This window comes from Peteryoungia desertarenae (assembly GCF_005860795.2).
Taxonomy (GTDB): Bacteria; Pseudomonadota; Alphaproteobacteria; order Rhizobiales; family Rhizobiaceae; genus Allorhizobium; species Allorhizobium desertarenae.
On record NZ_CP058350.1, the window covers coordinates 1004644 to 1020000 of the forward strand.

The 15357-nt window shown below is 60.1% G+C and carries 11 protein-coding genes; 6 read left to right on the forward strand and 5 right to left on the reverse strand.

Annotated features, from left to right (window positions below):
* The first annotated feature begins 31 nt into the window (after positions 1–31).
* The 5 genes from hslU (at position 32) to FE840_RS04700 (ending at position 8281) form a co-directional block, all read left to right on the forward strand.
* A complete protein-coding gene (gene hslU / locus FE840_RS04680) occupies positions 32–1339 on the forward strand; it encodes an ATP-dependent protease ATPase subunit HslU (RefSeq protein ID WP_138286788.1) in 1308 nt (435 codons plus the stop codon).
* A 187-nt stretch (positions 1340–1526) separates the two neighbouring features.
* A complete protein-coding gene (locus FE840_RS04685; protein ID WP_425502168.1) occupies positions 1527–2465 on the forward strand; it encodes a DUF1402 family protein in 939 nt (312 codons plus the stop codon).
* 36 nt (positions 2466–2501) lie between these two features.
* Positions 2502–3956 (forward strand): cytochrome P450, encoded by a 1455-nt coding sequence (locus FE840_RS04690; RefSeq protein ID WP_138286786.1) that lies wholly within the window; start codon positions 2502–2504, stop codon positions 3954–3956.
* A 38-nt stretch (positions 3957–3994) separates the two neighbouring features.
* Positions 3995–5998, forward strand: coding sequence for a hydantoinase/oxoprolinase N-terminal domain-containing protein (locus FE840_RS04695; protein ID WP_425502169.1), 2004 nt, complete (start codon positions 3995–3997; stop codon positions 5996–5998).
* Positions 5999–6109: 111 nt separating this feature from the next.
* Positions 6110–8281, forward strand: coding sequence for a malate synthase G (locus FE840_RS04700; RefSeq protein WP_138286784.1), 2172 nt, complete (start codon positions 6110–6112; stop codon positions 8279–8281).
* Between the two features lie 77 nt (positions 8282–8358).
* Here FE840_RS04700 and FE840_RS04705 read toward each other — a convergent pair whose 3' ends face one another.
* Positions 8359–9021 carry a L,D-transpeptidase gene (locus FE840_RS04705; RefSeq protein ID WP_138286783.1) on the reverse strand — a complete coding sequence of 221 codons (663 nt, stop codon included), beginning with the start codon at positions 9019–9021 and terminating at the stop codon, positions 8359–8361.
* 177 nt (positions 9022–9198) lie between these two features.
* Here FE840_RS04705 and FE840_RS04710 point away from each other — a divergent pair, with 177 nt between their 5' ends.
* The gene (locus FE840_RS04710) at positions 9199–9681 is read left to right on the forward strand and encodes an MmcB family DNA repair protein (RefSeq protein ID WP_138286781.1); all 483 of its coding nucleotides are present in this window, start codon (positions 9199–9201) and stop codon (positions 9679–9681) included.
* Between the two features lie 3 nt (positions 9682–9684).
* Here FE840_RS04710 and FE840_RS04715 read toward each other — a convergent pair whose 3' ends face one another.
* The 4 genes from FE840_RS04715 to lhpI form a co-directional block, all read right to left on the reverse strand.
* Entirely contained in the window at positions 9685–10260 is a 576-nt protein-coding gene (locus FE840_RS04715) for an ActR/PrrA/RegA family redox response regulator transcription factor (RefSeq protein WP_138286779.1), read from the reverse strand.
* A gap of 150 nt (positions 10261–10410) precedes the next feature.
* Positions 10411–11718 (reverse strand): ActS/PrrB/RegB family redox-sensitive histidine kinase, encoded by a 1308-nt coding sequence (locus tag FE840_RS04720; protein WP_138286776.1) that lies wholly within the window; start codon positions 11716–11718, stop codon positions 10411–10413.
* Positions 11719–11754: 36 nt separating this feature from the next.
* Complete coding sequence (hrpB, locus tag FE840_RS04725) at positions 11755–14232, reverse strand: ATP-dependent helicase HrpB (RefSeq protein WP_138286774.1); 2478 nt, start codon at positions 14230–14232, stop codon at positions 11755–11757.
* Positions 14229–15188, reverse strand: coding sequence for a bifunctional Delta(1)-pyrroline-2-carboxylate/Delta(1)-piperideine-2-carboxylate reductase (gene lhpI, locus FE840_RS04730; RefSeq protein WP_138286772.1), 960 nt, complete (start codon positions 15186–15188; stop codon positions 14229–14231). The genes hrpB and lhpI overlap by 4 nt, the downstream gene beginning before the upstream one ends.
* Positions 15189–15357: the final 169 nt, after the last annotated feature.

Here is a 15357-nt window from a genome sequence, read left to right on the forward strand (position 1 = left end):
GCCTCAGCGTGATCGTCGGGAGTTTTCTCAAATGACCAATTTTTCTCCGCGTGAGATCGTTTCCGAACTCGATCGTCACATCATCGGACAGCATGAAGCCAAGCGTGCTGTGGCGATTGCGCTGCGCAACCGCTGGCGTCGGCAGCAATTGCCGGATGATCTGCGTGACGAAGTCATGCCGAAGAATATCCTGATGATCGGACCGACAGGGGTGGGCAAGACGGAAATCTCCCGCCGGCTGGCCAAGCTCGCGGGTGCACCTTTCATCAAGGTGGAAGCGACCAAGTTTACCGAAGTGGGCTATGTCGGTCGCGACGTCGAACAGATCATCCGCGATCTTGTCGAAGTCGGTATTGCCCTTGTCAGAGACAAGAAGCGCGCCGAAGTCCAGGCCAAGGCCCATGCCGGTGCGGAAGAGCGGGTTCTCGATGCGCTGGTTGGCGCAACGGCCTCTCCCGCGACCCGTGACAGCTTCCGCAAGAAGCTGCGCAATGGCGAACTCGATGACAAGGAAATTGATATCGAGATCGCCGATTCCGGCAGCGGTATGCCCGGTTTCGAAATTCCCGGCATGCCGGGTGCCAATGTCGGCATCCTCAATCTCTCCGAGATGTTCGGCAAGGCGATGGGCAACCGCACAAAGAAGGTGCGGACAACGGTCAAGGCCTCCTATGCCGACCTCATAAACGACGAATCCGACAAGCTGATCGATGTCGACGTCATTCAGCGGGAGGCACTGCGTTCCGTGGAGAATGACGGCATCGTCTTTCTCGATGAAATCGACAAGATTGCCGCCCGTGATGGCGGTATGGGCGCCGGCGTCTCGCGTGAGGGCGTCCAGCGCGATCTCCTGCCGCTGGTCGAAGGTACGACGGTTGCTACGAAATATGGGCCGGTGAAGACGGACCATATCCTGTTCATCGCCTCCGGCGCCTTCCACGTATCGAAGCCGTCCGACCTCCTGCCGGAGCTTCAGGGGCGTCTGCCGATTCGCGTCGAACTGAAGCCGCTGTCGAAGGAAGACTTCCGCCGCATCCTGACCGAGACCGAAGCGAGCCTGATCCGCCAGTACAAGGCGCTGATGGCAACGGAAGAACTGGAGCTCGATTTCACCGAAGACGCGATCGATGCCCTGGCCGATGTTGCGGTTCGCCTCAACGAGACGGTCGAAAACATTGGGGCCCGGCGCTTGCAAACCGTCATGGAACGCGTTCTGGATGACATATCCTTTCATGCGCCGGATCGCGGCGGTTCGGCGACGATGATTGATTCGGCCTATGTGCGCGAACAGGTCGAAAGCATCGCTGGTGACGCAGATCTTTCGCGCTACATCCTGTGACGAAGGCCACAGCCTGTGGTGTTTGTGCACCTTCGACCAGAGGAAAAAGGCGGTTCTCAAGAAAGTGACGCCGCCCGCAGTCGACAATGCAGGTATCGCTTATGTAAAGAGATGCCACAGTCGATTTGCGCATCAGGCAGTGCCGAGGCGTGGTGAAGAAATGATCGGCGCCTTGGGACGATAATACGTGCGACGTTTTACGCAGGGTTTGATGGTGAGTTTGGCGCTGGCGATGGGGATACCTGCGCCCGCCGATGCTGCGCGCCTTGTCCCGCCGGGAAATCGCAATGCCGAGCAGCCGCCAATTCCGGGCGCATCTGTTCGACGCACCAGGGCCGGAAAGACTAGCTTCGACCTGAAATATGAAAAAGTTCGCGATCTCCTGAAGCAGGACCGCAGCCTGATTTCAAAGATCAAGCGGGTTGCAGCAGCCTACGACATCGATCCAATCCATATGGTCGGCGCAATCGTGGGTGAGCATACCTACAATGTCGATGCTTACGACCGTCTGCAAAGCTACTATGTCAAGGCTGCCTCCTATGCCGGAAACAGCTTTCGTTTTGCCTACAAGGGCGAGGACATCTCGGATTTCGTTGAACGTTCCGAATTCGACAGATGCGCTGACTTTGACGATTCCTACCGCCTGTGGAGCTGCAGAGAAGATGTCTGGCAGGCGACATTCAGGGGCAAGAAAGTCGATGGCCGTGCCTATCCGGATAACCGGTTCAGCGCAGTGTTCTTCCAGCCCTTCTATGCCGGCCAGACTTTCGGTCTCGGGCAGATCAATCCCCTGACGGCCCTGATGTTGACCGACCTGGTCAATCAGAAGTCGGGCTTTGCAAAACTTGATCCGGCTGATGCCGCTGGCGTCTACCGGGCAATCATGGACCCCGATATCTCCCTTGCCTACATGGCTGCCGTGATCCGCAAATCGATTGACGACTATAGAACAATTGCGAATGTCGATATCTCAAGGAACCCCGGCATTACCGCCACGCTCTTCAATATTGGCGGCTCCCAGCAGCGCGCCCGCGCCTTGAAGGCACGGGGCGGAGGTTTGCCGGAAGAGAACTACTACGGTTGGCTGATCAATGATCGACTGGACGAGCTCCAGGAGCTGCTCTAACTCCTGATGGGGCGCTTAGGCCCCAGGGAGAATGCCATGCAAGGTCCTGCCCCGCTATCGGATTTCGAGCCACCGGCGCCGCTGCCGCGCACGGTGCCGCCTAGCCGGCTTGAGATCATCCGGACGGTACTGCGCAATCCCCTCGAGCTCTGGGGTATGCCGTCTTACACTTGGCCTTGGATCAAGACGCGCTTCTTCGGTGAGACCACGCTCATCGTCAATGATCCAGGCCTGATCCGCCATGTGCTCGTCGACAATTCCGCAAATTACGCCATGGCTGAGGTCCGCCAGTTGGTCCTGCGCCCCATTCTGCGGGATGGCCTGCTGACGGCAGAGGGGCCCGTGTGGAAACGTTCACGCAAGGCCATGGCGCCCGTCTTCACCCCGCGTCACGCCCGTGGCTTCGCGCGGCAGATGCACGAGCAGTCAGAGACGTTTCTGACCCGCTATGAGACCGACAACCCTGAAGGCATAGTTCGAGATATTGCCGTCGACATGACGGAACTCACCTATGCGATCCTGTCAGACACCCTCTTTTCCGGTGAAATCGCCTCCGAAGGCGGTGATTTTGCTGATGACGTCGATGCCTTGCTGCATCGTATGGGCCGCATCGATCCGCTAGACCTTCTGCGCGCGCCGAAATGGCTTCCGCGTCTGACCCGGATCGGCGGCTACCGGGTGCTCAACAAGTTCCGGGCGCTTGTTCGCCGCACCATGGATGAGCGGCGTCAGCGCATGCAGGCCAATCGAGCCACAGCCCCGGACGATTTTCTGACGCTTCTCCTTGAACTGGAGGGTCCGGATGGGCTGACCACCGAAGAGATCGAGGACAATATCCTGACCTTCATCGGTGCCGGTCATGAGACCACCGCGCGAGCACTCGCATGGACTTTCTATTGCGTCGCTCATTGCCCCGCAGTGCGCGAGAGGATGGAAACAGAAATCGATCGCGTGATCGCAAGTGGCGCCGCACCCGTCGACTGGCTGGAACGCATGCCCCATGTCCGGGCAGCCTTTGAGGAGGCCATGCGTCTTTATCCACCGGCCCCGTCCCTCAACAGAGAAGCAGTGGCACCTGATCGCTACGAGGCTTCGAACGGCGAGGTCGTGGATATCGAGAAGGGCACCACCATTCTCGTTATGCCCTGGACCCTTCACCGCCATGAACTCTACTGGGATCGCCCGCGTGTCTTCGATCCTTCGCGCTTCCTGCCTGAAAACCGCGAGAAGATTGGACGTTTTCAGTATCTCCCTTTCGGTGCCGGGCCACGCGTTTGCATCGGTGCGACCTTTGCCCTGCAGGAAGCCGTCATTGCCCTTGCCGTGCTCATGTATCGGTACCGTTTCGATGTGACGTCCGAGACAAAGCCGTGGCCCGTCCAGAAACTGACGACTCAGCCCTCGGGGGGCCTGCCCATGCGGGTCACCGCCCGTCGCCGACCTCAACATGCCGCAGACACACTGGCTGAAAGCGATGTGTCTGTGGCATAAGCCAAAACAGCAAAGGCGCATAAGACAAGGCGGTTTGAGTGGCATCGCAATACATGCTCGGCATCGACACCGGCGGGACCTACACGGATGCCGTCATCTTTCATGATGATCAGGGCATTTTGGCCAAGGCCAAGGCGTTGACCACCCGCCACGATCTTTCGGTCGGCATCGCTGAAGCACTGGACAAGGTGCTTGCGCAAACCAGCCTCGATCCCCGCGAACTGGGTCTGGTCAGCCTTTCGACGACACTGGCCACCAATGCCCTTGTGGAAGGGCAGGGCGGACGGGCGGCCCTGGTCATGATCGGTTTCGGTCCAGAGGATCTGAAGCGAGATGGTCTCGCCGAAGCGCTCGGCTCGGATCCGGTCGTCTTTCTTCCCGGTGGCCATGATGTGCATGGCAATGAGCAGCCGCTGGACCTCGAACCGCTGGTGGCCGCCCTACCCGATCTTGCAAAGAGCGTGACGTCCTTCGCTGTAGCGGGATATTTTGCCGTGCGAAACCCGGCCCATGAGGTGCGCGTTCGCGAGGTGATCCGCTCCGTAAGCGGTCTGCCCGTGACCTGCAGTCACGAGCTGTCCTCCAAGCTCGGTGGACCACGCCGTGCGCTCACCACGCTCCTGAATGCTCGTCTGGTCTCGATGATCGACCGTCTGATAGGCTCTGCCGAAACCTATCTTGCAGGTCGTGGCGTTGAGGCTCCCTTGATGGTGGTGCGCGGCGATGGTGCGCTGATATCGGCCAGCGAAGCGCGTCTGCGCCCGATCGAGACAATCCTTTCGGGCCCGGCGGCCAGCCTCGTTGGCGCCCGGCATCTGACGGGCCTCGACAACGCAATTGTATCGGATATCGGCGGCACCACCACAGATGTTGCCATCATGGAAGATGGCAGTCCCCGCCTCGATGCCGATGGCGCTGTGGTCGGCGGCTATCGGACCATGGTGGAGGCCGTGGCCATGCGCACCTTCGGCCTGGGCGGTGACTCCGAAGTTCATATCGACGATCAGGGCCTTGGACTTCGCATCCAGCTCGGCCCCCGCCGGCTAGTCCCGCTGAGCCTCACGGGTACCCTTCATGGTACCCCTGTAAAAGAAACCTTGGAGCGGCAACTGCGTGCCAGCCATGCCGGTCGCAATGACGGCCGCTTTGCTGTCAGAACGGGTCTGCCGATCGCTCTGTCAACCGGCCTCCAGCCCCAGGAACAGGCCCTTTTCGACCGGATCGGAAACGCTCCGGTACCACTCGACACGCTCATCAGTCTGACCCAGCAGAAGGCGACGCTTGATCGTCTTGTCGCCAGGGGACTGGTGCACATCTGTGGCCTCACCCCCTCCGACGCCATGCACCTTCTCAATCAACAGGCGCAGTGGGATCGTGAGGCAGCCCTTCTCGGGATGCAGCTGGCTGCCCGCCGCAAGACAGGTGCAGGAAAGCCCGTGGCGGCAACCCCGGAAGAACTGGCGCAGACAATTGTCGATAGGCTGACGCGCCAGTCTGCCGAAGCGATCCTTGCCGCCACACTGGCCGAGGATGGCCTGCACGACATCGATCCCGCCAGATCGACGCTCATCAGTCGAGCACTCGACCACCGCCCGGCGATTACCGGCTTCAGGCTCGCGCTCGACCGGCCTGTGGTCGGTCTGGGTGCGTCCGCCCCGGTCTATTATCCCGCGATTGCCAGAGCTCTCGGCTCTGATCTGGCAATTCCGGGGGATGCCGATGTCGCCAATGCCATCGGCGCCGTCGTCGGACAGGTCCGCATTTCAGTGAACGCTTTCATCACCTGTCCTGAAGAAGGCCTTCATGTGGTAACGGGCTTGGGCGAAGCTTCCCGTTTTACCAGGGAGCAGGAGGCCTTCGCCTTCGCACGCCAGACAGCGATGGAACTGGCACACAAGCGTGCTGCCGCGAATGGCGCGCCTGATGCTGTCACTCTGGTGACGGAATCCGTCGACGTGGCCGAAATCGAAGGGCGTCGTCAGTTGATCGAGGCCCGGATAACTGCCACCGCCAGCGGGCGGCCTCGCCATGCGAGGGCCTGACTGTTTCCAGAATGGAATGAATATTTCTAATTGTTGATCGATTGACTGTGAATTCAAACAAGGCATTCTCAGCAGTTAATTGGGCGCACAGTGTGAGGAACCTTAATCATTATGACCTTTGTTGAAACCCACGGCTTGAAGATCGACAAGCAGCTTCACGACTTCATCGTCCAGCAGGCCCTACCGGGAACCGGCGTGGACCCTGACGCTTATTTCGCGGGTTTTGCCGCCATCGTTCATGATCTTGCCCCGAAAAACCGCGCCCTTCTGGCGCGGCGCGACGAGCTGCAGGCGAAGATCGATGCCTGGTACAAGGAAAATGGTGCGCCATCCGACATGGCGAACTACGAGGGCTTCCTGCGCGACATCGGCTATCTCCTGCCGGAAGGTCCGGATTTCTCTGTATCCACCGACAATGTCGACGCCGAAATTGCCGAAACCGCCGGGCCGCAGCTTGTTGTCCCGGTCATGAACGCCCGCTATGCGCTCAATGCTGCCAATGCCCGCTGGGGTTCGCTCTATGATGCGCTCTATGGCACGGATGCCATCCCGGAAGCCGATGGTGCCGACAAGGGCAAGGGCTATAATCCGGTTCGTGGGGCCAAGGTCATCGCCTGGGCACGCGTTTTTCTCGACCGGTCTGCGCCGCTGGCTGCCGGAAACTGGTCGAGTATTGCCAAGGTGACCGTCAAGGACCAGTCTCTGTCCGTTGCCCTTGCCGATGGTGGAATGACCGGTTTGGCAGATCCGTCTCAGTTTGCCGGCTATCGCGGCGCGTCCGACGCACCGGAGGCCGTCATCCTTAGCCGCAACGGTCTTCACATCGAGATCCTGTTCGATGCATCCGGCGTTATCGGTAGCGGCGATGCCGCTTCGATCAACGACATCCGTCTCGAATCAGCTCTGACCACGATCATGGACTGTGAGGACTCGGTCGCCGCTGTCGACGCTGAAGACAAGGTTGTCGTCTATTCTAACTGGCTCGGCCTGATGAACGGGTCATTGACGGAAGAAGTCAGCAAAGGCGGCAAGACCTTCACCCGCAGGCTGAATGGTGACTTGCAATTCCTGGCGCCCGACGGGTCTGCCACAACCTTGCCCGGTCGATCGCTGATGCTTGTCCGCAATGTCGGTCATCTGATGACCAATCCGGCCATCCTCGATCGCGACGGCCATGAAGTGCCGGAAGGCATCATGGATGCGCTCGTCACCGGTTTGATCGCTCTTCACGATATCGGCCCTTCCGGCCGTCGGATGAACTCTCGCGCCGGCTCGATGTATGTCGTCAAGCCAAAGATGCATGGACCGGAGGAAGTAGCCTTCGCCTGCGAGATTTTCTCCCGCGTGGAGGCCCTGATCGGCATGGCACCGAACACCATGAAGATGGGCATAATGGACGAGGAACGCCGCACCACAGTCAACCTCAAGGAATGCATCCGGGCGGCCAAGGACCGTGTGGTCTTCATCAATACCGGTTTCCTTGATCGCACGGGCGACGAAATCCACACCTCAATGCTGGCCGGTCCGATGATCCGCAAGGGTGACATGAAGCAGGCTGCCTGGATTGCTGCCTATGAGAACTGGAATGTCGACATCGGCCTTGAATGCGGTCTGTCGGGCCACGCGCAGATCGGCAAGGGCATGTGGGCCATGCCGGACCTGATGGCGGCCATGCTCGAACAGAAGATCGCGCATCCAAAGGCTGGTGCCAACACAGCCTGGGTGCCGTCGCCGACGGCCGCGACGCTTCACGCCACGCATTATCACAGCATCAATGTTGCCGAAGTGCAAAATGGCCTGAAGTCGCGCGCTCGCGCCAAGCTTTCAGACATTCTCTCGGTTCCGGTCGCTACGCGCCCGAACTGGAGCCCGGAGGAAATCCAGCGTGAGCTGGACAACAATGCACAGGGCATTCTTGGTTACGTCGTACGCTGGATCGATCAGGGCGTCGGTTGCTCGAAGGTGCCGGACATCAACAATGTCGGCCTGATGGAGGACCGCGCGACGCTTCGCATCTCGGCCCAGCACATGGCCAACTGGCTGCTCCATGGCGTTGTCACGCGGGAGCAGGTCCTTGAGACGCTCAAGCGGATGGCCGTTGTTGTTGACAGCCAGAATGCGGGCGATCCTTCTTACAAGCCAATGGCAACAGACTATGACGCCTCCGTCGCCTTCCAGGCTGCCTGCGATCTGGTCTTGAAGGGTGTCGAACAGCCGAATGGCTATACGGAGCCGGTTCTTCATCGTCGCCGGCTTGAACTCAAGGCGACAGCAGCCGCCTGAGGCCGAAATGAGTTTCTTGAAACAACAAGCCGCCGGGTCAGCCAGGCGGCTTGTTGGTATCTGCAGGTATTCAGACCTTACTGCTGGACAATGACCTTGGCGCTGCGGCCGGGCTTCACGCGCTCGTAGAGATCGATGATGTCCTGATTCATCAGCCGAATGCAGCCGGACGAGGCAGCAGTCCCGATCGAGCTCCATTCCGGCGTGCCGTGCAGACGGAACAAGGTATCCTGGCCCTTCTCGTTGAACAGATAGAGGGCGCGCGCGCCGAGCGGGTTGTTCAGCCCCGGACCCATGCCCTTTTCGACATATTTGGCCACCTCCGGCTTGCGCTCAGCCATTTCCTTCGGCGGATGCCATGTCGGCCAGGCTTGCTTCCAGGCGACATAGGCCTTGCCTTCCCAGGCAAAGCCTTCCTTGCCGACGCCAATCCCGTAGCGAACGGCCTTGCCGCGCGGCAAAACGTAGTAGAGGAAGCGTTCCCGTGTGTTGACGATGATGGTGCCCGGCTTCTCCAGCGTCGAATAGTTGACGATCTGGCGGTGGAATTTCTTGTCGATCTTCTGGATCGGGATGGCCGGCAGCGCATATCCGGCGTCGGTCACCTTTCCATAGGAGTCGCTGAATATCTCGACCTTGGTGGACTGGGCGGTTTCCTGGGATTCGCCGGTCGTGGTGCAGCCGGCCAGTGCAACAGTTGCAGCAAGGCCGAGCACCGTCATGAAAGTCCGAAAGCGCATGCGATGGCTCGTTTTTGAGGGCTGAATGACGATCTCGCGACCATCTTTGATTATGGTTTATTTTTTAATAATCTTAGCGACGCAAGTGCTGCGAAGCGGTCGAAAGTAATCGACGATGCAAAATGAATGCCCATGGCTTTTTTGCAACATGGCAGACAGGCTCTGGAAGGATATCCCATGACGATTGTTTCGATTGGCCTTAACAACCCGTTAATCGACGGTCGTCAGTCCGAAAAGGCCCTGCTGGTGCGCCGTGGGGTGCAGATTCTGTTGGCAGAGATGCGGTTTGCGATCCTGCCGGAGTTGTCGCTGTCCAATGGAAGACGGGCCGATCTGATTGCCCTGTCGGAAAAGGGTGAGGTCTGGATCATCGAGATCAAGTCTTCGATAGAGGACTTCCGTGTCGACAGGAAATGGCCCGACTACCGCGCCTATTGTGATCGCCTGTTCTTCGCAACCCATGCCGACGTGCCGCTCGACATATTCCCGCAAGACTGCGGCCTATTCCTGTCGGATGCCTACGGCGCACATCTGATGCGCGAGGCTCCCGAACACAAGCTTCCGCCTGCAACCCGCAAGGCAGTCACCTTGAGCTTTTCCCGCACCGCCGCCCAGCGTCTGATGTCGGCCGAATGGGCTGCTCACGCCCAGCCCACCTGAAAACTAGCGCGGGGCACGTTTGGCGAGGATTCGCTGCAGCGTTCGTCGATGCATGTTCAGGCGACGCGCCGTCTCCGATACATTGCGATCGCAGCTTTCATAGACCCTCTGTATGTGCTCCCAGCGCACCCGGTCTGCAGACATCGGGTTCTCCGGAACTTCGGCCTTTTCGCCCGGCTTCTGTGTCAAGGCCAGGAAGATGTCGTCGGCATCGGCAGGTTTGGACAGATAATCCAGAGCCCCGAGTTTTACCGCCGTGACGGCTGTTGCAATATTGCCGTATCCCGTGAGCACGACAATACGGGTATCGCTGCGCTTCTCCCGGATGGCCTCGATCACATCCAGACCGCTGCCGTCACCGAGACGCAAATCGACAACGGCGTAACTTGGCGCGTCCGCTTTCACCTTGGCGATACCCTCGGCCACAGATGCGGCCTGGTCGACAACAAAACCACGGCTTTCCATGGCCCGGGCGAGGCGCCGCAGGAAGGGGGCATCGTCATCAACGATCAGCAAGCTCTGGTCGGAGCCCGGCGCATCTGGCGACTGACCGGAGGCTCCACTTGTCGTCTTGGTCATGGATGAGGCACTTTCAGACATATTCGTCATTCCTGCTACCCAACAGTGTTAAGGTCGATCTCCAAACCATTATACGTAGAGTATCAGGCAATGGATGTCAGACCCGCTTTGCTGGCCCCGGTTATCGCCGGTTGGCAGCGAGAGGTAAAGTCATGTCGCAGCACTAGCTTCCATATATTCGCGTGGCCACGTCACGATGACCCGCGCTCCGCTCTCTCTTGCCTCGCCATTCTCAAAACGAAGCGTCGCCCCTGAACGTTCAAGGAGCGTCTTGGCGATGAAGAGACCCAGCCCCAAACCGCCGGCCCGCATGTCGCGCTGTCTGCTGGTTACATAGGGCTCGCCAATTCTTTGCAAGACCCCTTGCGAAAAGCCTTCACCGTCATCGGCAATTATCACCACCACGTGGTGATCATCATGGCTTACCGTGACGGTCACCTTCTGTCGGGCATAGTCGATCGCATTTTCCAGCAGGTTTCCGAGCCCATACATGATGGCGGCATTGCGTGTGCCGACGGGCTCCCGTCCGCGATTGCTGGCCTCGACAAGCTCCAGTTCTATCCCGAATTCGCGATGTGGTGCCATCACCTCCTCGATCATCGAGGACAGCGGCAGCACGCGCATGTGCTCCTCGCTTTCTGAAGGCAATGTCGTGAGCCGCTTCAGGATGTCGCGGCAACGTTCGCTCTGGCTCCGTAGCAATTGCACATCCTCGCGGAAACGCTCGTCATCACCCAGCTCGCGCTCCATTTCCTTGGCCACAACGCTGATCGTGGCAAGCGGCGTTCCGAGTTCGTGGGCCGCTGCGGCGGCCAGTCCGTCGAGCTGGGAGAGATGCTTCTCCCGCTGCAGGATCAACTCCGTCGCGGTCAGCGCATCGGCAAGCAGCGTCGCTTCCTGCGACACCCGATAGGCATAAAAGGCTGCGAAAGCCATCATCGAGACGATCGAGCACCAGATCCCCATTTGCATGACCGAATGCATGCGAAGATCTTCCCCCGGAAACCAAGGCAGGGGAAAGGGCGTGAAGAACAGGATCGTGATGAAGACGAGGGCCGTGGCAAACAGCGCGACGGAGTAAAGTCGAGGCTGCGAAGCAAAGGAGATGATGACCGGAATGGAAATCAGGGGCGCGAAAGGATTGCTGAGGCCACCCGTGATGAAAAGCAGTGCCCCCATCTGGAAGAGATCCAGCGCCAGCACCGCGAAGGCAGCGCCTGGCTCAAGCCGATAGGTCGCCGGAAAGGCGACGGACAACAGAGCATTGGCAGCAGCAAGCGCTCCGATCAGCGCAAGGCAAGTCAGCAGTGGCAGTGGAAACTGGAACCAGAAGGCCACCACCATGACCGTCAGCCCCTGGCCTGCCACCGCCACCCAGCGCAGCTTGACCAGTGTCTCCAGTCGCAACCGTCTGCTGGACGGGCCGAATTGCGCAGCAAGATCCATCATCAATTCCATCCTCTCCAGGAGCTCGCCATGACGGGCGACCTTTGTTCACGTCCCGCGCGGTTTTGCCCGTGTCGTCGGCAGCGCTGCTGCCGGGTCCTCAGGCCATGGGTGTCGCGGATAGCGTCCCCGCATTTCGCTGCGCACGTCTTTCCATGATCCAGCCCAGAAACCGGGCAGGTCGCGTGTTGTCTGGATGGGCCGATGCGCCGGCGAGGTCAACTCCAGAACGAGGGACAACTTGCCGCCGGCAATAGACGGATGGGTCTTCAGGCCGAACAGTTCCTGCACGCGTATCGCAAGAACCGGCTCGGTGCCGTCATATCGGATCGGATGCGCCTGTCCGGTTGGTGCGGTAAAATGCGTCGGCGCAAGCTGGTCCAGACTGCGCACCAGCTCATGCGGCACAAGTGCCATCAACCCGTCATGCAGACTGCCCGGCTTGATGTCCTCAAATCGGGTCACGTCTGATTGAAAAGGGATGAACCAGCGCTCCAGCGCTTCGATCAACCCTTCCTCGCTCACATCCGGCCACGGCTCACCAAGGCTCCGATGCAGAAAACCGAGCCGCTGGCGCAGCTGTTCGCCAGCCTTCGAGAAGGCCAGCTCCCTTAAACCCAGTTGCCGTATTCCGTCGGCAAGCCCCCTTGCTGCCATCTCGCCACGCGGCTTGGGCAGGGGTGTCTCCTCAAGCGTGATGGCTCCAATCCGCGCGACCCGCCTGGCCCGCACCTGCCGGCTTACCGGGTCGAAACCGCTGATTTCGTCGCGGGTCACCATATCCGGTCGTTCCGCCTCGACCGTTTCACGATCGATTTCTGCTGCCGCAAGGATCCTTGCTTGTGCCGCCTTTCCGGTCAGATCGGCAACAACCAGCATGTTTGCTCCCGAAAGCCGTTCCGTCTCCGGCAGTTCTGCTCCGCGTCCATTGGCCAGCACGAATCGACCGCGCCCACCTCGGTTGCGCGATATCCGGTCCGGATAGGCATGAAGCAGAAGCCTGCCCACCGAAATGGCTGTTTCCTTCTCCTTTGCCTTCGCTCCTGCCAGTCCATTGGCCTGGCGGGCAATACCGGCGGCAAGCCGCCTGGCCGCTGCCGCCCGTTCGCCCGTCTCCCGCCGAAATCGTCTCAGTCTCTCGTCCAGATCAACATCGGAACCGCCAAGCCCCTGTTCGGTCAAAAGCACGGCCAGTTCCGCTGCCGCATGAGCATATCCATCGTCAGTCGCCGCCAGCACCATGCTGGCGAGGCGGGCCGGCAGGGCAAGTCCGCGCATCGCATGCCCGCGTGCGGTCAATCGGCCTTGATCGTCTACTGCGCCAAGCCCCAACAGCAGGGCCCTCGCTTCCTTGAGAGCTGGCGTCGGAGGCCTGTCGATCAGCGACAGCGTCGCGGGGTCTGTCACCCCCCAGTGGGCGAGGTCCAGCACAAAGCCCGTGAGGTCACTCGCCAGGATCTCCGGTGGCGTAAAGGCCGGAAGCGAAGCCGTCTGCCCTTCATGCCAGAGACGAATGGCCGTTCCCGGCTCGGTTCGCCCAGCACGACCGGCCCGCTGCTCTGCCGAAGCGCGAGAGACCCGCACTGTCTCAAGCCGGCTGATCCCGCTTGCCGGCTCAAAAACCGGCAATCGCTGGAGCCCGCTGTCAATCACGACACGCACGCCGTCAATGGTGATAGAGGTCTCTGCAATAGAGGTCGCCAGAACGACCTTTCGCTCGCCAGCCGGTGCAGAGCGGATCGCTGCATCCTGTTCGCTTTGAGAGAGATTGCCGTAAAGCGGCGCGATCCGGGTGTTTTCGCCAAAAAGTCCCTCGAGCCTCTCCGCCACCCGGCGGATTTCTGCCTGTCCGGGCAGGAAGGCAAGGATTGACCCGGCTTCCTTTTGATGCGCCTCCACTATTGCCGCCGTCACGGCATCTTCGATCTTCACCGTTCCCGGTCGATCCCTGTATTCTATGGAAACCGGGAAGCTCCGACCCTCGCTGATCACCGCCGGCGGATCCCCCAGCAGACCGCAAACCCGGTCGATATCGAGCGTTGCCGACATCACCCCGATCCGGAGATCCTCCCGCAGCGCGCCCTGCACATCAAGCGCCAGCGCCAGACCGAGATCCGCATCAAGCGATCTTTCGTGGAACTCGTCGAAGAGGACGGCACCAATCCCGGCAAGCTCCGGATCGTCCAGCACCATCCGCACGAAAACCCCCTCGGTCACCACTTCGATCCGCGTTTTCGTCGAAACCTTGTTGTCGAGCCGCATCCGGTAGCCGACGGTCTCGCCAACCGTCTCTTTCATAAGGGCTGCCATCCGGCCAGCCGCCGCCCTTGCCGCCAGCCGCCTGGGCTCGAGCAGGATGATCCGCTCCCCACCCAGCCAGGCCTGATCCAGCAGAGCCAGCGGCACGATCGTCGTCTTGCCCGCGCCCGGTGGAGCCGACAGGATGAGCCGATTGCCCGTTTCGAGCGCTGAGAGGATGTCGGGCAGTTTCGATGTGATCGGAAGATCGGGAAAGCGGATTGTCATGCAGAAACCGGTAGTCCCTTGGTCACAGTTTCATAGGCCAGGATTGCGCCCGCCAGATCTTCAAGTGCCGCTCCGACCGACTTGAAAAGTGTGATCTCCTCGGCACTCTGGCGGCCAGCCTTCTGACCGGTCACCAGCTCGGCCAGCTCGGCCCTGATGTCACTTTTCTTGATGACACCGGAATCGATAGGCTGCAGCAGGTCTCCTGCCTCGCCAAAGGCCCCACCATAGGTATCGACATAAAGGCTCGCCCGCCGCACGGCATCGTCATCGCTTTCGCGCATATCCTTCTTGAAGGCGCCGACGAGGTCCAGGTGGCTGCCGGGTTTCAGCCATGCTCCCTTGATCAATGGTTCGGAACTGAGCGTGGCGCAGGAGATGATGTCGGCTGCCTGCGCTGCCGCTTCAACATCGCGAACCGCTTCGGCCGCATATCCGAGTGCGCGGGCAGCGGCAGCAGTCTCTTCAGCCTTTTCCGCATTGCGTCCCCAGATCTTGACCGAACGGATCGGCCTGACCGCCGCATGCGCCTCAATCAGATTGAGAGAGAGCCGCCCGGTGCCGACAACAAGATGCTCGCTGGCGTCTGGTCGGGCAAGATAGCGGGCTGCAAGTGCGGAAGCTGCCGCTGTCCGTCGCGCCGTCAGCGCGCCCCCGTCAATCACCGCCAGCAATTCGCCTGTGCGCCCGGACGATAGAAGATAGCTGCCATGGATCGCCGGCAGGCCGCGCATGTGGTTGTCCGGAAAGACCGAGACGAGCTTCACACCGATATAGGCACCGGCTTTCCAAGCGGGCATCAGCAAAAGCGTGGCATCTCTCTCACCTGGCACTTCCACCTCATGATGATGCCGAATCGGCATTGTGCAGCCTTGGGCAAACAGATCGCCAATCGCGTCGATCAGTGGCTCCCACGCCAAGGCTTCGACTGTCTGCGCTTCGGAAAGAACCAGCATGTGACCTCCTTGAATGCTATCAGCCATGACACTCGCAAAGCCGGACCGGGGGATCAAGCCATGGGACCGCCGAATGCCGTTCCAGCAGCATGCGCGGAGCCGCATCGGCGATGCCATTTTCTCCGAATTTTGCCGAAGATCCGAAATTCCGAAATGATATCAGTTATTT